Below are 17,642 nucleotides of genomic sequence, written 5' to 3' on the forward strand. Positions count from 1 at the left end.
GATAAGCGCTGAAAGCATCTAAGCGCGAAGCTGGCCCCGAGATGAGTCATCCCTAGAGCTTCGAGCTCTCTAAAGGGTTGTCGTAGACGACGACGTTGATAGGCAGGGTGTGTAAGCGCTGGATAAGCGCTGAAAGCATCTAAGCGCGAAGCTGGCCCCGAGATGAGTCATCCCTAGAGCTTCGAGCTCTCTAAAGGGTTGTCGTAGACGACGACGTTGATAGGCAGGGTGTGTAAGCGCTGTGAGGCGTTGAGCTAACCTGTACTAATTGCCCGTGCGGCTTAACCATACAACACCCAAGCGGTTTTGGGTTGGACTTAAAATAAGCCAGTTGATTGTGGCGAGAACGAACAGCTTTCTAGATTACAAAATTTTGCTTGGCGACCATAGCGCTTTGGACCCACCTGACTCCATGCCGAACTCAGTAGTGAAACGAAGCAGCGCCGATGGTAGTGTGGGGTCTCCCCATGTGAGAGTAGGACATCGCCAGGCTTGCTTTCTTGTTTTCAGATTTTTGGAAAAATCTGAAGGCAAAAACGCTTATCTTGCTGATTGCTCGATGCTTTGATAACGATGATGCTCATGTATTGCCATACACTGTGCATATCGCTTCAAAACTCCCTACGCATAGCTCGCAATTTAAGCATCAAAGCAGATATGTGTAAGACTTTGATAAGAGAATACAGAGCCCTGACCTGACGGTCGGGGCTTTTTTGTATCTGTTATTTTTGTACTCAGCGTTGTGCTTTTCCCTTCCTGCTCGAGTTTCTACCGTGCGCTTTTCTGATCTTCTTTTCTCTTCTGTGCGTAAGTATTTTGCTAGGAGGTGTGAATATGGTGACTGTATTTTATGACAGCATGTGTCCTTTATGCGTGAAAGAAATGCGTAAGCTATCTCGCTGGGATACCGAGGGTGCGTTGCAGCTGGTTGATATTCATCAAGCTGACTTCTCTGTTCGTTTTCCTGACATAGATCCCAGTGCCGCCAATCGCATTTTGCATGCGCAAGATAGCGGCGGGCAGATAGTGTATGGTTTAGATGCGACTTATGTAGCTTGGCGGGCTGTGAATAAAGGATATTGGGTGAAGTGGCTACGCTGGCCTGGTATTGCCTGGTTCGCTGATAAACTGTACCTGTTCTTTGCCCAACACCGTTATCGCCTATCCGCGCTGTTAACGGGGCAAGCTCGCTGTCAACAATGCCAACTTAAGTAAGGATGGATATGGCTCTGAGTGTGTATGAGAGAGACGATATACTGGCGATGGAAAAGCGTTATCGCGCGGCGTTCGTGAACAGCCTGTCCGGCTTTAAATCGGCGAACCTGCTAGGCACCAGTGACTCAAATCGACAGACAAACTTGTGCATTGTGAGCTCTGCGTTTCATCTAGGGGCCAACCCAGCGTTAATGGGTGTGATTATCCGCCCTGATACCGTACCGCGTGATACCTTAGAAAACATTCGCGAAACTGGGATTTATACACTCAACCATGTTCAAAAGGAAATGGTTGTCGCGGCGCATCAAACGTCAGCACGCTATCCACACGGGGTGTCTGAATTTGAGCAAGTGGGGTTTACGCCCTTATGGCGTGAGCGCATTAATGCGCCTTATGTTCAAGAAGCTGCAATACGTCTTGGTCTCATTCTTCGTGAGGAGCATACCATGGCCATTAATGGCACCCACCTATTGGTTGGTGAGATCATTGAGGCGCATGTTCCAGATAGCTGCATCAGCCATGATGGTTTTGTCGATATTGAGCAAGCAGGCACCGTCGCATTGAGTGGCTTAGACAGCTACCACTGCACCGACCGTGTGGGACGGCTCAGTTACGCTAAACCCGACAGCATGCCTGAGTGGCTTGATTAGCGGGTACGCGACATATAATAGGCATCAACAAACTCGCCGTTACGGAACGCAAACTGTTTGGCGGTGCCTTCAATTTCAAAGCCAAATTTTTGATAGAGGCGGGTCGCAGCAGCGTTATCTGTATAAACGGTCAACTCTGTCCGTGATACGTTCAACCAGTTTTCGGCTAAATCGATCGCTCTTTCCATGAGCGCACTACCAATGCCGCGGCCTTGATAGGCATCGTGAACGCCCATGCCAATAWCTGCAACGTGGCGACGGCGAGGATTCGCGGCAATGACCAAGCTGAGGTTGCCGACCACTTTCCCCTCCAGCTCAGCAACCAATGGGTATACGCCATCAGGTACCTGATTAAGTCGCTTTTCCCACATGGCAAGGCTCGGCATCGGCAATTGCAGGGTGCCTGCTTGAGCCTTGGGTTGCGCATAGATATCACGTATCGCCGGAATGTCGTCGGCGTGGTATTGACGAATAATCAGAGACATAACACATCCTTGTGGTGAGTTTTCTTTTTAATAAGCCATGGAATTAAGGATAAATCAACAGCTTATATTGAATAAGTTTCTGATTATTCACTCTAAATGGAGATCCAGCGGCGTTTTACTTGCTCGGCCACCGGTTTCCCGGGTCAGTTGAGGGACCAAATAGCCGGAGAGCTGCTCGATAATCTCCTGCATTAACGTGCGCGCTTCATCGTCTGAGACTAAAAAGTGAGCGGCGCCCTGGACTTTATCCAATACATGCAGGTAGTAAGGTAAAACGCCGGCATCAAATAGTCGTTGACTCAGTGCCACCAACGCATCCGCACTATCATTCACCCCTTTTAGCAGCACGCTTTGATTGAGCAGCGTAATTCCCGCTTGTCGCAATGTGTGGAGCTTATCGCTTAACTCGGTATCTACCTCATTGGCATGGTTGATGTGGGTGACCATCACTACTTGTAAACGCGAGTGCGATAAGCGCTCGGTCAGCGCTGAGGTGATGCGTGCGGGGATCACGACGGGCAAGCGAGAGTGGATACGCAGCCGTTTAACATGTGTTATTGGCTCGATAGCACTGATGAGCCAATCGAGCTCCTCATCTTTGGCCATCAGCGGGTCGCCACCCGATAAAATCACTTCGTCTATCTCTGCATGAGCGGCGATATAATCCAGCGCCCCTTGCCACACGCGTTTGCTGCCTTTGTTATCTTGATAAGGGAAGTGGCGGCGGAAGCAATAACGGCAATTTATTGCACAGCCTCCCTTAACGATCAGCAACACACGGTTGTGGTACTTGTGTAACAAACCAGGAATCGCATTGTCTTGCTCTTCCAGTGGGTCAGCGCTGAACCCGTCAACCTCATTAAATTCTTCCGCAATCGGCAGTACTTGCTTTAGTAATGGATCATTAGGGTTGCCCTTTTCCATTCTGGCGACAAAACTGCGTGGGACACGCTGTGAAAACAAACGGCGCGCCTTAAAACCGGATTCCCATCCCTGTGGTGAAATATCAAGCATTTGCAGCAGTTCATTGGGATCTGTGATCGCCTCTGCGAGTTCTTTGATCCAGTTTCGCTCAACAGCAGGTTGGATTCGGGTTATGATGTGCGACATTTGTGAAAACTCGAAGATGTTAAGAGGATCAAGATGGCGTCTTTCAGCACTAATGAATTCCGCGGCGGTTTGAAAATTATGCTCGATAACGAGCCGTGTGTCATTACCGAAAATGAATTCGTAAAGCCAGGCAAAGGTCAGGCGTTTAACCGTGTCAAAATCCGTAAGTTGATCTCCGGTAAAGTACTAGAGAAAACATTTAAATCGGGTGACAGCGTTGAAGCGGCCGACGTGATTGAAGTCGAGATGGATTACCTGTACACAGACGGTGAATTCTATCACTTCATGAACAATGAAACCTTTGAGCAAATTGCGTCTAATGAGAGCGCAGTGGGTGATAACGTCAAGTGGCTAGTCGAGAACAACACTTGTACGCTTACKCTTTGGAATGGTGACCCTATCGTGGTTACCCCACCTAACTTTGTTGAACTCGAAGTGACGGAAACTGATCCTGGTTTGAAAGGTGATACGCAAGGCACGGGTGGTAAGCCAGCGACACTGAGCACAGGCGCTGTGGTTCGCGTGCCTTTATTTATTCAAATCGGCGAAGTGATTAAAGTCGATACCCGTACGGGTGAGTACGTTGGACGGGTTAAGTAACCTTTGCAAAAAAGCCCTGCGCTTCTTCAGCCAGGGCTTTTTTTATGCCTCGTTTTTACTGGGATTAAACAATCAACACCAACAGCACGGCGGCAATGCTGACGGCAAAAGCGATGGCATAGCACACCACTTTGCCTGCTAACCCCACATGCAGCTTCAAATCATGCAGCCCGTGATGAATGCGGTGCATGGCGTGCCACATTGGTAGCGCCAGCGTGGCGAGGATCAGCAGTTTGCCCAGCCAGTGATCAGCAAACATCATCACGCGGTCATAGCTCAATGCGGATGGGTCAATAATGCCAAGTGGGATGAGCACCCCTAGAATCAAGACAGTCACCGGGGTAAACATCGCGAACCAGGTCCCCCCGGCGCCAAATAAACTCCACCAAATGGGCTCATCAGAACGTTTGGGTTTGGGATCGATCATAACACCTCCTAAATGAGCACCAGAGCAATCAGTGATATCACCGCCACCGCGGCCCATTGCGCACCAATCACCCATTTACCGTCGAGCAGTTTGCCTTTAATGCGAATCGGCATCACTTGCGGCATCATGCTGAAAAATGTGGTGGCATGAAACAGGCTGGCGACCAAGGCAACCAGGTTCAAGAGAACCACAACCGGGTGGGCCATGTAATCCAGCCAGCTTTGCCATGCTTGCGGTCCCTGAACCAAGCAGATTAACCCAGCGGTGAGACTAAGCGTGAAGAAGACCAAAGGCAGTACTGTCGCTTCTCGCACCATATAAAAGCGGTAGAACGGATGGTCGAGCCACCAAGTACGCGGCATGGGGCGTGTATAGGGTTTGCGATTACTCATCCTCTTACCTCCTGCCCATCTTTATTGGGATTAAACATGGCAATCACCATATCTTGGGTGGAAGCCACCTTGCCTTGGTTGACTGCACCTGCAGGATCAACACTCTTCGGACACACTTTTGAGCAGTAGCCGACGAAAGTGCACCCCCATGCGCCGTTATCACTATTAATCAGAGGCATGCGTTGGGCTTTCCCCTTGTCGCGGCTGTCAAGATTATAGCGGTGTGCCAGCGCGATCGCGGCAGGACCAAGAAAGTCGGGATTGAGACCAAACTGAGGACAAGCGGCGTAGCATAAGCCGCAATTGATACAAGCGGCAAACTGTTTGTAGCGTGCCATTTGTTCAGGCGTTTGCGTATTGGGCCCGTCTTCAGGGCGGCGATCATTGCCCAAAATATAAGGTTTGATCGCTTCAAGACGCTCGATAAAGGGCGTCATATCGACAACGAGGTCTTTTTCGATGGCAAAATTAGCCAAAGGCTCAATCACCACCCCTTTGGCGTAATCACGTAAAAACGCTTTGCAAGCGAGCTTGGGCACACCATTGACCATCATCCCGCATGAGCCACAAATGGCCATGCGACACGACCAGCGATAAGAGAGCGACTTATCGAGGTTGTCTTTGATATACCCCAGCGCATCCAAGACCGACATGGTTTCATCGCCGGGTACAACGAAAGATTGCGAGTAAGGCGCATCATCCGTTGCCGGATCGTATCTGAGCACTGAGACCTGGTAGGTAGTTTGCGTCATGATGCGGGCTCCTCTTGTTGATCCACATTGCCACCATTGGCGTGTTCCGCCGCATCGCCATATAGGCGCGCTTTTGGTTGTGATTTGGTGATTTTGACATCGCCATAGTCAATGCGAGGACCGCTTTCGGGTTGATAGAACGCCAAGGTGTGTTTGAGGTAGTTATCATCATCACGCTCGGTGCAGCCTTCATCTAGCCGTTGGTGAGCGCCACGAGACTCCTTACGCTGGATGGCAGAATGTGCCATGGCTTCTGCGACTTCCAAGCCATAGCCGACCTCAATGGCGTAGAGCAGATCGGTATTGAACACACTGCCTTGGTCTTGGATGGCAACATCTTGATAGCGTGCTTTGAGTTCAGCAATTTTATCAATGGTTGCTTGCATTAGATCGTGGCGACGATAAATACCGCAGCCGGCTTCCATTGTCTCGCCCAGCTCTTTGCGAATATCCGCCCAGTTTTCTTCGCCTTGGTGGCTCAAGAGCTTATCAATGCGCGCTTTGACGTTCTGAATCTGGGCATCAATAGCCGCTTGATTCCAACCTGTGAAGGCCGCTGCCCGTTTTGCGGCGCCTTCACCCGCTAAACGACCAAATACCGCCAATTCAGCGAGCGAGTTTGAGCCGAGTCGATTAGCGCCGTGCAAGCCGACGGAGGAGCACTCACCAACCGCAAATAATCCGTTAACGCGCGTTTCGGTTTGGGCATCCGTTTCAATGCCACCCATGGTGTAGTGCACGGTGGGACGAATTGGGATCGGCTCTTTGGCAGGGTCAACATTGACATAGGCTTTGGCGAGCTCACAAATAAACGGTAGTCGTTCTTGAATGTAATCTTCGCCGAGGTGACGCAAATCAAGATGCACAACGTCACCGAGCGTGTGCTTGATGGTATTGCCTTTTTGTTGCTCATGCCAAAAGGCTTGCGAGACTTTATCGCGTGGGCCGAGCTCCATGTATTTGTTTTTTGGCTGCCCGACCGGTGTTTCTGGCCCGAGACCATAATCTTGCAGGTAACGATAGCCGTCTTTGTTGACAATAATACCACCTTCGCCACGGCAGCCTTCTGTCATTAAAATTCCCGTACCAGGCAGTCCTGTGGGGTGATATTGGACAAATTCCATATCACGCAGCGGGATGCCGTGGCGATAAGCCATGGCCATGCCATCACCGGTGACAATGCCACCATTGGTATTACAGCTATAAACGCGTCCCGCGCCGCCAGTGGCTAGCACCACTGATTTGGCTTTAATACAGACCAGCTCGCCTTCCGCCATATGGAGGGCAATCAAACCTTGTACTTGGCCGTCATCGACAATCAAATCAATCACAAAGTATTCATCGAGACGCTGGATTTGCGGGTATTTGGTCGAGGTTTGAAACAGGGTGTGGAGCATATGGAAGCCGGTTTTATCGGCAGCAAACCATGTACGCTCCACTTTCATGCCACCAAAGCGGCGGACATTGATACTGCCATCGTCTTTTCGGCTCCAAGGGCAGCCCCATTGCTCGAGTTGTACCATTTCGTGGGCACAATGTTTAACAAAGTAATCGACGACATCTTGCTCACATAACCAGTCGCCACCGCTCACGGTATCATTGAAGTGGTTGTCTAGGCTGTCTTCATCCTTGATGACGGCAGCCGAGCCACCCTCTGCGGCCACAGTGTGGGAGCGCATGGGGTAGACCTTAGATACCAGCGCAATATTAAGCGAGGGATCGGCCTCAGCGGCCGCAATAGCAGTGCGCAGCCCAGCGCCACCGGCGCCAATCACTGCAATATCTGTGGTAAGGATCTGCACGTTCATCCTCCAGTGTAGGGAAAGCCAGTGCTTGGCTTGTTTATTGTTCTGCTGTCATGGTAGGCAATCTGTGCAAAGCAAAAATTGACTCAGTCGGGGAATTGTCGCGATTTTGCGGGCATGGGTGTTAAATTGCATAAAAGTGTGATGTTAGTCGTTAAGTGCCTGCCTCTCTTGTAAAAAGGGAAAATGCTGACAAAGAAAATGCGGCATGTGACACATGTGTGTCGTGCGACACCGGTTGTGAGTACTTGTCATTCCAGACGGCAGCGATAGACTGGCGTCACCAGAAAGCGCAAGAGTAACGAATGAGTGAGATGAAGCAGTGGCAGCCAACGGCAAGCGTGTCACAATTAAAAAAACGCGCTGCGATCATAGCCCGTATCCGTCAATTTTTTGCTGAACGTGAGGTATGGGAAGTGGATACCCCGGCACTGAGTCAAGCGGCGGTGACCGATGTGCATCTTCATAGTTTCAAAACGTCTTTGGTTGGGCCGGGTTTTGCTGACGGCGTCGCCTTGCACCTCATGACCAGTCCAGAATTCCATATGAAGCGGTTATTGGCCGCTGGAAGTGGTGCCATCTATCAGATCAGCAAAGCGTTTCGAAATGAAGAAGCCGGGCGCTACCACAACCCTGAGTTTACGATGTTGGAGTGGTACCAACCTGGCTATACCCACCATGACCTAATGGATGAGATGGATGCCTTGTTGCAAGCGGTACTCAGGTGCCAAGGTGCGACACGGATGAGCTATCAAACGGCATTTGCATCCTTCACCGGACTGTGCCCGTTAACCGCGGATATTATTCAGCTGCGTGCACTTGCCGCGACCCAAGGGCTTGCCGATATCACTGAGGATGAAACTGACAAAGACACCTTGCTGCAGCTGCTTTTCTCCGTGATGGTCGAGCCGAATATTGGCCAGCAGGCGCCCGCCTTTATTTATGACTTTCCTGCATCGCAAGCCGCGCTGGCAAAAATCAGCGAAGCAGACGCGCGTGTTGCGCATCGGTTTGAGGTGTATTACCAAGGCATTGAACTGGCTAATGGCTTTTATGAGTTGCAAGACGCCAACGAGCAACGACAGCGGTTTGAGGCGGATAATATCGCACGAGTCGCGCGCGGTTTATCGCCACAGCCTATCGATGAGCACTTACTGTCCGCGCTGGAAAGTGGTTTACCTGATTGCGCTGGGGTAGCATTGGGCGTCGACCGTTTAGTGATGTTGGCACTCGGTTGCCACCACATTGATGCGGTCACCGCTTTTCCGGTATCACGTGCGTAGAAGCGGGCAAAACAACGCCGCCCGAAGGCGGCGTTCGTCGTTAGGGGCGTGACGACAAGACGTTAGACTTTAAACTTGGATAAGTCTTGATGCATATCCCGCGCGGCTTGTGCCATGCTTTCACCTTGATCGCCGGTGGCACTGGCTTGCTGGTGGATCTCATAGGAGAGATCTTTTACCGCTTGGGTATTGCGGTTGATGTCGTCGGTCACCGCGCGCTGCTCTTCTGCGGCGCTGGCAATTTGAATCGCCATTTCCGAGATAGTACCAATCGCGCTGGTGATTTGATTGAGACGCTCACTGGCCGCTTCGGCGCGCTCCACACTTGATGTCGCCATTTCGTTACTTTGGGTCATATCATCGACCGCGCGTTGCGTGGTGTGCTGCAGCGTCTCAATCATATTGCGAATCTCTTCGGTGGAGCTATGCGTCCGTTGACTTAATACGCGCACTTCATCGGCAACCACTGCAAAGCCGCGCCCTTGCTCACCCGCCCGGGCCGCCTCAATCGCCGCGTTAAGGGCAAGCAAGTTGGTTTGTTCGGCCACTCCTTGAATGGTCGCGATGATTTGGTTAATGCTTTGTGCATTTTCATCCAGCTCACGGATCACATTGGTGGCACGCTCCACTTGCTCGGCGWGTTGAGTAATGGCATTGCGGTTATCACCGACCACACTTAACCCCTCTTGGCAAGATTGCTCGGCTTGTTGTGCGGATGAGGCTGTATCTTCAGCATGGCTTGCCACTTCGTTGGCCGTGGTTGACATTTCGTGGATAGCCGTCGCTATTTGGTCAACATCATTTTGCTGTTTATCAACCAACTGGCTGGATTGCAGGGCGTGGGTTCGGCACTCCTCAGCACTTTCTGACAATGTCATGCTCTGACTAACCGCTTTACCTACCATTTGCTGAAGCTGGGCAAGGAAGGCATTGACGTACCCAGCCAATTCGCCAATTTCATCTTGGCGGGCGATGTTGATCCTTTGCGTGAGATCGCCTTCACCGGCAGAGAGGGTACGCACAGCGCCTGTCAGCTCGCCTAATGGCTTAAGTAGTTGTTTGATTAACGCGCCGGCGACAAAGGCAATCACGATAAACAAGATCACGGAGGCAATCACCACAAAGGTAATTTGCTCTGATACCGAGGCATAGGCTTGCGCCTTATCTTCGACGATACCCAAGGTCCAATCGGTATTCGGGACCTCGATAGCGGCGATGAGCTTTTCTTTGCCATTGAGTTGAAAGGTGGTGAGCTGACGTTGTGCGCTCGCGCTAGCCATAAATGTGGGCGTGAGCTCTTCATCCAGCTCAGTGAGGGGTTGGCGACTGAGATCGGTATCGCGATAGGCCACTAAGCGGTTGTCACCATCGACGAGAAAGGCAAAGCCATTACTGAGTTTTAAGTTTAACACTTGCTCGACAATATCGGTGACGGTGACATCGGCAGCCAGTACCCCTTGATATTGACCATTAAAGGCCTTGGCGAGACTGACCACCAAACTGCCATCGAAATCTTGATAGGGCTCGGTAATGATTAAGCCATTCGCGTTACTGGCGCTTTGATACCAAGGGCGAGTGCGCGGGTCATAGTCGGCGGGCCAATCTTCGCTTTTATCACCGTAGGCGATGCGGCCATCTTCAAAGCCGGCATACACGGAGAGGAAATGCCCCGCTCGCTTGGTCACCAAAAGCTCGCGATCGACATTGGCCTGATTGGCGATCAGTGATTCGTTTGCTAATAGCATATCGGCACGCGTACTCAGCCAGCTGTCGATAAACTGAACAGTGGCATCCCCGACATCATGCATTTGTTTGGTAATACTGCTGGTCGTCTCGCTTTGGAGTTGACGCACAGAAATGCTGGCAAGCACTGCACTGACCAGAGCCACAATAAAGGCAATGGCCACAATGATTTTCAGCTTAATTGTCGGCTTGGGCATAGACACATTTCCATCTCGTTGAAAAGTGTCACAAGTGTATACGCAACGTTTGCACTATAGTTGGATCGATCAGACAAAATGTGGTCACAAAAGCGGTGAAGAGAGAGAAGAAGGATGAATTTGTGATCTTTCTACCAGTGACAGTCTGCCTACCTCGGCAGGCAGACTGCGGTGGCTCAAGTTATACTTTGAACTTGGAGAGATCGTTGTGCATTTCTTGCGCGTCTTGCGCCATTTGCTCACCTTGCTCGCCCGTTTCATTGGATTTTTGGTGGATCTCTAACGAGAGATCACGCACCGCTTGGGTATTGCGGTTGATATCTTCGGTCACTGCACGCTGCTCTTCAGCCGCGCTAGCAATTTGTGCAGCCATCTCCGAAATATCGCCAATGGCACGGGTAATTTCGTTGAGTTTTTCGCTCGCAGAGGCGGCGCGCTCGACGCTCGAGGTCGCCATATCATTACTTTGGGTCATGCCATCCACCGCGCGTTGAGTGGTGTTTTGCAGCGTTTCAATCATGTTACGGATCTCTTCCGTGGAGTCATGAGTGCGCTGGCTCAACACACGCACTTCATCGGCGACCACAGCAAAGCCACGCCCTTGTTCACCGGCACGAGCTGCCTCAATGGCGGCGTTAAGCGCGAGTAGGTTGGTTTGTTCGGCAATATCCTGAATGGTGGAGATAATTTGGTTGATGCTTTGTGAGTTGGTATCCAATTCACGGATCACATCCGTCGCTTGCTCGACTTGCTCTGCCAGTTGGGTAATAGCATCACGGTTGTTCTCCACCACTTCTAGGCCGTCACGGCATGAGCCCTCTGCCTCTTGGGCTGAGCGAGCGGTTTGTTCGGCGTTACTGGCCACTTCGTTGGCCGTGGTCGACATCTYATGGATGGCGGTAGCAATTTGATCCACATCGCCTTGCTGCTGACCCACCAAGCTACTGGATTGGTGGGCGAGATTGCGGCATTGGTCGGCTCTGTCAGACAAGGTCACACTCTGGGTGACGCTGCGGCCTATCATCGCTTGTAACTGTTCCAGGAACGCATTGACGTGCCCGGCTAACTCACCGATTTCATCTTTACGGACAATATCAAGGCGCTGAGTCAGATCCCCACTGCCTTTTGACAGCGAGCTTACTGCATGGGTGAGTTGGGTTAGCGGTGCCAACATCCGGTGAATAAGGGCACCGGCAATCAATGCAATGATCACAAAGAGAATCACTGACGTCACCAAGGTGGAAACAATCTGCTCTGAGACAGACGCAAACGCCAGCTTTTTGTCTTGCACCACGCCAAGGCTCCAGTCAGCGCCTTCAACGGGCGTCACGGCGAGCAGTTTTTCTCTGTCATCACCGTCAAAGGTAATGGTCGCGAGTGCATCACTGTTACGTGCCTGTTGGATAAAGGCGGGGGTAAGCTCATCGTCAACCTCGGTGAGTGCCTTGGTACTGAGCGCGGTATCCCGATAAGCCACGACATTGTTGTTACTATCCACTAAAAAGGCAAAGCCTTGGTTGGGCAAACGTACGTTGAGCACTTCTTGCACAATGGCGTCAACCGAGAGGTCTGCAGCAATGACGCCCTCGAAGCGTTGATTGAACGATTTGGCAAAACTTATCACCATGCCAGCGCCATTGGCATCGACATAAGGTGGGGTGATGATTAGCTCATTAGCGGCGTTGGCTTGTTTGTACCAAGGTCGAGTCCGTGGGTCATAATTGGTCGGCCAGCTTTCTGTTTTGTCACCATAAGCAATCGAGCCGTCTGCAAAGCCGGCGTAAACGGTGAGAAAGTTACCCTGGCGTTTGGTTAATAAGAGTTCTCGATCAACATTGGGTTGTGTCGCAATCAATGGCACATTGGCAACCAGCATGTCGCTGCGAATATCTAGCCACTCTTCGATAAAGTTGCTGGTGGAAAGACCGACATCGCGCATTTGCTCAGTGACGTTTTGCTGCGTCTCTTGTTCCAATTGGTTAACGGAAAACCATGCCTGTACGGCACTGACTAAGGCAACGACCAAAGCAACAGCAAGCAATATTTTGGTCTTGATGGTGAATTTCATTAAAGATCCCTCGTACTACCACGTATTGATGATACTTTCTTATTGAGTATCTGCTTAATTGTAGAAAGCTTGAGTCAATGAGGGATAAAGAATTTTGCAAAAAATGGGTTATCCTCAACGCTCAGCTGGCTTTCTTACTCACATCATCAGTGTTATCCCATTTTTACTCGATGAAAAATATCCACTTACACAGAATGAGGCGAATTTATCGCTTTTATTTCTCAATTGTTAAGCGCATGTCACGTAAGTAAGACAACCGCGCTGTAAACTAGGACTAAGCCACTTATGCCTAAGATCAGACCGACTTTGACCAAATCTTGACTGCTGATAAAGCCAGTTGAATACGCCAAGGAGTTGGGTGGCGTCGAAACCGGCAGTATCATCCCCAAGGAGGCCGAGAAGGCGACGACAATTAATAGACCTTGCATACCGCCAATGCTTGCCAGTGCGGGCATGGAGGAAGCAATGGCTGCGGCTATCGGCATTAAGAGGTTAGCGGTCGCGGTATTAGACATAAAGTTTGCCATCAGCCAGCAGATAATCGACAAGGTAACCAGCACTGTCATTGCGGTAAGCAGGCTGTAGTCGACCGCATGGGCGAGCGCCGCGGCGAGACCGGTTTGGTCGAGCGCGATCCCCATCGCAATCCCGCCGGCAACCAGCCACAATACATCCCAGTTGATTTGTTTAAGTTCTGGCTTACCAATAATGCCGGTGAGGGTAAAAATCGCCAGTGGGATTACCGCCACCACATAAGTGTTCATGCCATGCAAACTGGTGGTGAGCCACAGCACGATCGTGAGGGCGAAGGTGATATAGACAGTATACGCCTGCCAACTTTGTAGAAAGCGTCCCTCTAAAGCAAGATTCACGCGGGTATGTTGACTCTGAAAGAGCCGTTGTAATAGCCACCAGGCGAAGGTGAGTTGAACAATGACAAAAGGCAGCCCCATTTGCATCCAGCCCAGAAAAGAGACTTTATATTCCCCGGTTAGATACTGTAACGCAATGGCGTTAGGCGGTGTGCCGATAGGGGTGGCAATACCACCGGTATTCGCCGCCACGGGAATACACAGCACGAGGGCCTTGACCAAAGGATCCCCTTTGGGTAACACCGCGATAATGGGTGTTAATAGGGCCAGCATCATCACCGTGGTGGCCGTATTGGACATAAACATCGAAAATACGGCGGTAATCAGCATTAGGCCAAGCATGATAAATTTAGGGTGTTGACCAAACGGCCTTAACAGCACTCGTGCTAAATTGATGTCGAGTTCATATTTTGACGCGGCAATAGCCAGTGAAAACCCGCCCATAAACAGAATAATTATAGGGGATGAAAAGGCGCTGAGAATGTCGGTATAAGGAATTAAGTCTCCGCGGGGGTGATGCTGTGTGATACCGCGAAACCAGTGTAAGCCTTTATCAGATATCATCACTAGTTGTAGTGTGATTATCAATAAAGACGTCGAAAAAACAGGCACAGGCTCAAGAACCCACAGCAAGGCCGCCATCAGAAAGATCGCCAATAAACGGTGCTGAATGATAGTGAGGTTAGCAACGGGTAACCAATCGGTAGGGGCTAGCAGTAATAACAGCGGTAAACCGAGGGCGACCAGCAATTTGATAAGACGAGCATTGACCACAAATACGCTCCTTCGTCATGGGTGGGCGAGCGCGTTCCGCCTGAGACGCGAAGACTCGCGTGCGCCTTGTTATCAGAAATAGAATATCTTTATGATACGGTGCTTTATCTTGAATTAACGGGAAAAATATCCGAATTTCCACACAAAAAAGGGGCATAAATGCCCCATATTTCACATTTTTCTAGATTTTTAGCGGGAGCTAGTGCTGGCGATGTGCGTAAGCTTGCCCTAATTGTGTCGGCTCACCGGGTAAGACGGCATCATCAAAGCGTACCGCCCCTTTGGGGAAGAGGTTAATCACGGTAGAGCCCAGTTTGAATCGGCCCATTTCCTCTCCTTGAGCAAAGTGCATCGCCTGCTCACCGTCGGTTGGATATTGCCAACGACGAATACTGCCACCAGTTGGCGGGGTCACCGTCCCGGCCCAGGTGGTTTCGATACTGCCAACAATGGTGGCGCCGACCAATATTTGCGCCATGGGGCCAAATGCAGTATCAAAGACGCACACCACGCGCTCATTCCGCGCAAAGAGGTTTGGTACGTTTTCTGCCGTCAGTGGATTCACTGAAAACAAATCGCCAGGAATATAGATCATCTCTCGCAATACGCCGTCACAAGGCATGTGGACGCGGTGATAATCGCGGGGAGAGAGGTATAAGGTGGCGAACTCTCCCTGATCAAACTTTGCTGCTAAGCTGTCATCGCCACCGATAAGTTCAGTCAGTGAGAAGCTATGGCCTTTCGCTTGAATCAAACGACCCTGTTCAATCGCGCCTGCTTGGCTGACACAGGCGTCAGCCGGAAAGATCAGTGTTGTCTCGTCGCCATCGATTGGGCGTAGTGCGGGCTTCAGCTCACGGACGAAAAAATCGTTGAAGGTGCGATAGTAACTCGGATCGCTGACTTTCGCTTCGCTCATATCGACGTGATATTGCTTGATAAACCACTTGATGACTGCAGTGGTTAACCAGCCACCTTTTAAGCTCGCAAGCTTGCCCATTAATCGGGTTAACGCGTGTTTCGGCGTAAGATATTGTAGGCCGACTTTCAAATCGTCTCGCACAGTGTAGTCCTAACCATTTATTGGGTTGATGATGCCAGTGACGCGCTTATACGGGCGCGCCGTGTCGCGGATCTGAGTGAAGTGACAGTCGCTCAGTGTTGCTTATTACGAGAGAACTGACGGTTGTCTTTGGCTTCTTTCATGCTCTCAATGATGCGGTGGTAGCTATCAAAACGTTCGACACTAATGTGTCCGTCTTCGACCGCTTGTCGCAGTAGACACCCCGGATCATCGCCATGTTTGCAATCGCGGAACTTACAGCCACCCAAATAATCACGAAATTCGACAAAGCCATGAGCAATTTGTTCCGGCTCTAAATGCCACAAGCCAAACTCACGGACGCCGGGGGAGTCAATCAGATCGCCGCCTTGATCAAAATGATACAAGCGTGCGGCGGTGGTGGTGTGTTGACCAAGCCCTGAATTTTCTGACACCTGATGCGTATGTGCGTGCACATCAGGGAGTAGGGTATTGACCAAACTGGATTTCCCGACGCCGGATTGCCCAACAAAAACACTCACATGCTGGTCTAGGTGTGTCATCAACGCTGACATGCCTTCGCCCGAGTCCGCACTGACCATCACGAGGGGATAACCAATATCTCGATAAATATCGAGCAGATCATCGACCATCTCATGGCCTTCTTCATCCAACAAATCGACCTTGTTAATCACAATCAGGGGGGCGATATCCAGTGCTTCACAGGCAATCAGATAACGGTCGATAATGTTGGTCGACAGCTCGGGTAAAATAGCGGCCACGATCACCACTTGATCAATGTTTGCGGCTACTGGCTTGACCCCATCGTAATAGTCGGGACGAGTGAGCACGGAGTCACGCTCATGCACCGCTTCCACAACGCCGGCAAAGCCATCGAGCGCTTCTTTTCCGGGTCGCCATACCACACGATCGCCAGTGACCAAACTATGGACAGTGCGGCGAATATTGCATCTATGTATCTTACCTGTGTCGGGATCTTCAATATCGGCATGCTGGCCAAACCGCGTGATAACCCGCCCTTCCCGTGCGGATTCTAGCGCGGCATCGTCCCATTGCCGATCGGTATCTTTGTCTTTGATTCGGCGTTGTTGGTTGGATCTTACCCGTCGCAGTTGACCCTTCGTCAGTTTTTTCTTTTTTGCCACGTTGACTCTTATCGGTTAAGTTGGCTTTCATATCAAGCACAGTATGATACATGGTTTATCGATAAAAAAGGCAAGTTCAATGGCGTTCAGTGAAAACAATTTAATCTGGATTGATCTGGAAATGACAGGGCTAGATCCGGATACCCATAAGATCATTGAGATCGCGACCGTTGTGACGGACGCACAGTTGAATATTCTGGCGGAAGGGCCCGTGCTGGCGATACATCAACCGCAAAGTGAGCTCGACAAAATGGATGATTGGTGCACGCGAACACATAGCCAGTCTGGCTTAGTGGCGCGCGTACAACAGAGTGATATTGATGAACAAACCGCCATTGAGCAAACCATCGCATTCTTATCGCAATGGGTGCCGTCTGGCGCGTCACCGATTTGCGGTAATAGTGTGGGACAGGATCGGCGCTTCCTCTATCGACACATGCCAGCACTTGAGCGCTATTTTCATTACCGCACCGTGGATGTGAGCACGTTAAAAGAGCTGGTACGTCGATGGCAACCAGAGGTGTTGAATGATTTCTCTAAACAGGGAACCCATTTAGCGCTTGACGACATCCGAGAATCAATTGCAGAATTACGCTTCTATCGCGAGAGGATCTTAACGATCTGATGAGCCAGTCATCGATCTGATGCTCTTTTGAGCGATTAAAAGAAAAAACCAAAATTTTGCTCATCAGCACTTGCAACCCGGTTTTTTCTTCGTATAATTCGCAGCCCTAACGACGTGAAACGTCTGTTGAAAGCGACATTAGCTCAGCTGGTAGAGCGCAACCTTGCCAAGGTTGAGGTCACGAGTTCGAACCTCGTATGTCGCTCCAAATTTAGTCTCGATCTGAGATTGATCAGGTCGATCTAAGCGACACTAGCTCAGCTGGTAGAGCGCAACCTTGCCAAGGTTGAGGTCACGGGTTCGAACCCCGTGTGTCGCTCCAAATTAAAATGCGATGTAATGCATCAGCAATGCGACATTAGCTCAGCTGGTAGAGCGCAACCTTGCCAAGGTTGAGGTCACGAGTTCGAACCTCGTATGTCGCTCCAAACAACAA

At 50.6% G+C, this 17,642-nt stretch carries 16 protein-coding genes, 3 tRNA genes and 2 rRNA genes; 10 read left to right on the forward strand and 11 right to left on the reverse strand.

Annotation, left to right across the window (positions count from 1 at the left end):
• The 4 genes from BZG14_RS03250 to BZG14_RS03265 all read left to right on the forward strand — a co-directional run.
• Positions 1 to 289, forward strand: a 23S ribosomal RNA gene (locus BZG14_RS03250); the annotation flags it as partial.
• An 87-nt stretch (positions 290 to 376) separates the two neighbouring features.
• Positions 377 to 492, forward strand: a 5S ribosomal RNA gene (gene rrf, locus BZG14_RS03255).
• A gap of 342 nt (positions 493 to 834) precedes the next feature.
• The gene (locus BZG14_RS03260; RefSeq protein ID WP_077607976.1) at positions 835 to 1,215 is read left to right on the forward strand and encodes a thiol-disulfide oxidoreductase DCC family protein; all 381 of its coding nucleotides are present in this window, start codon (positions 835 to 837) and stop codon (positions 1,213 to 1,215) included.
• An 8-nt stretch (positions 1,216 to 1,223) separates the two neighbouring features.
• On the forward strand, positions 1,224 to 1,865 hold the full coding sequence (locus tag BZG14_RS03265; RefSeq protein ID WP_077607977.1) for a flavin reductase family protein: 642 nt from the start codon (positions 1,224 to 1,226) through the stop codon (positions 1,863 to 1,865).
• On the opposite strand, the gene BZG14_RS03270 is transcribed toward BZG14_RS03265, so the two are convergent.
• Together BZG14_RS03270 and epmB are read right to left on the reverse strand one after the other, a co-directional pair.
• Positions 1,862 to 2,350: a GNAT family N-acetyltransferase gene (locus BZG14_RS03270; RefSeq protein WP_077607978.1), complete on the reverse strand. Its 489-nt coding sequence runs from the start codon at positions 2,348 to 2,350 to the stop codon at positions 1,862 to 1,864. The genes BZG14_RS03265 and BZG14_RS03270 overlap by 4 nt on opposite strands.
• Before the next feature lie 87 nt (positions 2,351 to 2,437).
• A complete protein-coding gene (gene epmB / locus BZG14_RS03275; RefSeq protein WP_077607979.1) occupies positions 2,438 to 3,460 on the reverse strand; it encodes an EF-P beta-lysylation protein EpmB in 1,023 nt (340 codons plus the stop codon).
• Positions 3,461 to 3,493: 33 nt separating this feature from the next.
• Between epmB and efp the strand changes: the two genes are divergently transcribed.
• A complete protein-coding gene (gene efp / locus BZG14_RS03280) occupies positions 3,494 to 4,060 on the forward strand; it encodes an elongation factor P (RefSeq protein WP_069361567.1) in 567 nt (188 codons plus the stop codon).
• 64 nt (positions 4,061 to 4,124) lie between these two features.
• Here the strand turns inward: efp and frdD are convergent, their stop codons facing one another.
• Genes frdD through frdA form a run of 4 tightly spaced genes read right to left on the reverse strand, consistent with a single transcriptional unit; the run spans position 4,125 to position 7,433 of the window.
• Entirely contained in the window at positions 4,125 to 4,487 is a 363-nt protein-coding gene (frdD, locus tag BZG14_RS03285; protein WP_077486440.1) for a fumarate reductase subunit FrdD, read from the reverse strand.
• Positions 4,488 to 4,495: 8 nt separating this feature from the next.
• On the reverse strand, positions 4,496 to 4,879 hold the full coding sequence (gene frdC, locus BZG14_RS03290) for a fumarate reductase subunit FrdC (RefSeq protein ID WP_077607980.1): 384 nt from the start codon (positions 4,877 to 4,879) through the stop codon (positions 4,496 to 4,498).
• On the reverse strand, positions 4,876 to 5,631 hold the full coding sequence (locus tag BZG14_RS03295; RefSeq protein ID WP_069361570.1) for a succinate dehydrogenase/fumarate reductase iron-sulfur subunit: 756 nt from the start codon (positions 5,629 to 5,631) through the stop codon (positions 4,876 to 4,878). The genes frdC and BZG14_RS03295 overlap by 4 nt, the downstream gene beginning before the upstream one ends.
• Positions 5,628 to 7,433, reverse strand: a complete 1,806-nt coding sequence (frdA, locus tag BZG14_RS03300; protein WP_077486470.1) for a fumarate reductase (quinol) flavoprotein subunit — start codon at positions 7,431 to 7,433, stop codon at positions 5,628 to 5,630. Before frdA ends, BZG14_RS03295 begins: the two co-directional genes overlap by 4 nt.
• A gap of 317 nt (positions 7,434 to 7,750) precedes the next feature.
• Between frdA and epmA the strand changes: the two genes are divergently transcribed.
• Positions 7,751 to 8,719, forward strand: a complete 969-nt coding sequence (epmA, locus tag BZG14_RS03305) for an elongation factor P--(R)-beta-lysine ligase (RefSeq protein WP_077486442.1) — start codon at positions 7,751 to 7,753, stop codon at positions 8,717 to 8,719.
• A 62-nt stretch (positions 8,720 to 8,781) separates the two neighbouring features.
• On the opposite strand, the gene BZG14_RS03310 is transcribed toward epmA, so the two are convergent.
• The 5 genes from BZG14_RS03310 to rsgA all read right to left on the reverse strand — a co-directional run bounded on the left by BZG14_RS03310 (position 8,782) and on the right by rsgA (position 16,581).
• Positions 8,782 to 10,659: a methyl-accepting chemotaxis protein gene (locus BZG14_RS03310; protein ID WP_077607981.1), complete on the reverse strand. Its 1,878-nt coding sequence runs from the start codon at positions 10,657 to 10,659 to the stop codon at positions 8,782 to 8,784.
• 181 nt (positions 10,660 to 10,840) lie between these two features.
• Positions 10,841 to 12,727, reverse strand: coding sequence for a methyl-accepting chemotaxis protein (locus BZG14_RS03315; protein ID WP_077607982.1), 1,887 nt, complete (start codon positions 12,725 to 12,727; stop codon positions 10,841 to 10,843).
• A gap of 239 nt (positions 12,728 to 12,966) precedes the next feature.
• Positions 12,967 to 14,373, reverse strand: a complete 1,407-nt coding sequence (locus BZG14_RS03320; RefSeq protein WP_077607983.1) for an SLC13 family permease — start codon at positions 14,371 to 14,373, stop codon at positions 12,967 to 12,969.
• A 199-nt stretch (positions 14,374 to 14,572) separates the two neighbouring features.
• Positions 14,573 to 15,436, reverse strand: coding sequence for an archaetidylserine decarboxylase (gene asd, locus BZG14_RS03325; protein WP_077457620.1), 864 nt, complete (start codon positions 15,434 to 15,436; stop codon positions 14,573 to 14,575).
• A 92-nt stretch (positions 15,437 to 15,528) separates the two neighbouring features.
• Positions 15,529 to 16,581 carry a small ribosomal subunit biogenesis GTPase RsgA gene (rsgA, locus tag BZG14_RS03330; RefSeq protein ID WP_069361576.1) on the reverse strand — a complete coding sequence of 351 codons (1,053 nt, stop codon included), beginning with the start codon at positions 16,579 to 16,581 and terminating at the stop codon, positions 15,529 to 15,531.
• 79 nt (positions 16,582 to 16,660) lie between these two features.
• On the opposite strand from rsgA, the gene orn reads away from it, so the two are divergent.
• From orn to BZG14_RS03350, 4 genes are all read left to right on the forward strand, one after another.
• Positions 16,661 to 17,206, forward strand: coding sequence for an oligoribonuclease (gene orn / locus BZG14_RS03335; RefSeq protein WP_069361577.1), 546 nt, complete (start codon positions 16,661 to 16,663; stop codon positions 17,204 to 17,206).
• Positions 17,207 to 17,338: 132 nt separating this feature from the next.
• Positions 17,339 to 17,414, forward strand: a tRNA-Gly gene (locus BZG14_RS03340).
• Between the two features lie 38 nt (positions 17,415 to 17,452).
• A tRNA-Gly gene (locus BZG14_RS03345) sits at positions 17,453 to 17,528 on the forward strand.
• 30 nt (positions 17,529 to 17,558) lie between these two features.
• A tRNA-Gly gene (locus BZG14_RS03350) sits at positions 17,559 to 17,634 on the forward strand.
• Positions 17,635 to 17,642 lie beyond the last annotated feature (8 nt).

Origin of the sequence: Salinivibrio sp. IB282, from assembly GCF_001995685.1 — a bacterium.
In the GTDB taxonomy this organism is placed as follows: domain Bacteria; phylum Pseudomonadota; class Gammaproteobacteria; order Enterobacterales; family Vibrionaceae; genus Salinivibrio; species Salinivibrio kushneri.

What these genes read in the sequence shown, in the direction of transcription:
- epmA (WP_077486442.1), top strand. Translation starts at nt 7,751, where the DNA reads ATGAAGCAGTGGCAGCCAACGGCAAGCGTGTCACAATTAAAAAAACGC.
- frdD (WP_077486440.1), bottom strand. Translation starts at nt 4,487, where the DNA reads ATGATCGATCCCAAACCCAAACGTTCTGATGAGCCCATTTGGTGGAGT.
- BZG14_RS03295 (WP_069361570.1), bottom strand. Translation starts at nt 5,631, where the DNA reads ATGACGCAAACTACCTACCAGGTCTCAGTGCTCAGATACGATCCGGCA.
- BZG14_RS03260 (WP_077607976.1), top strand. Translation starts at nt 835, where the DNA reads ATGGTGACTGTATTTTATGACAGCATGTGTCCTTTATGCGTGAAAGAA.
- frdC (WP_077607980.1), bottom strand. Translation starts at nt 4,879, where the DNA reads ATGAGTAATCGCAAACCCTATACACGCCCCATGCCGCGTACTTGGTGG.
- orn (WP_069361577.1), top strand. Translation starts at nt 16,661, where the DNA reads ATGGCGTTCAGTGAAAACAATTTAATCTGGATTGATCTGGAAATGACA.
- BZG14_RS03265 (WP_077607977.1), top strand. Translation starts at nt 1,224, where the DNA reads ATGGCTCTGAGTGTGTATGAGAGAGACGATATACTGGCGATGGAAAAG.
- epmB (WP_077607979.1), bottom strand. Translation starts at nt 3,460, where the DNA reads ATGTCGCACATCATAACCCGAATCCAACCTGCTGTTGAGCGAAACTGG.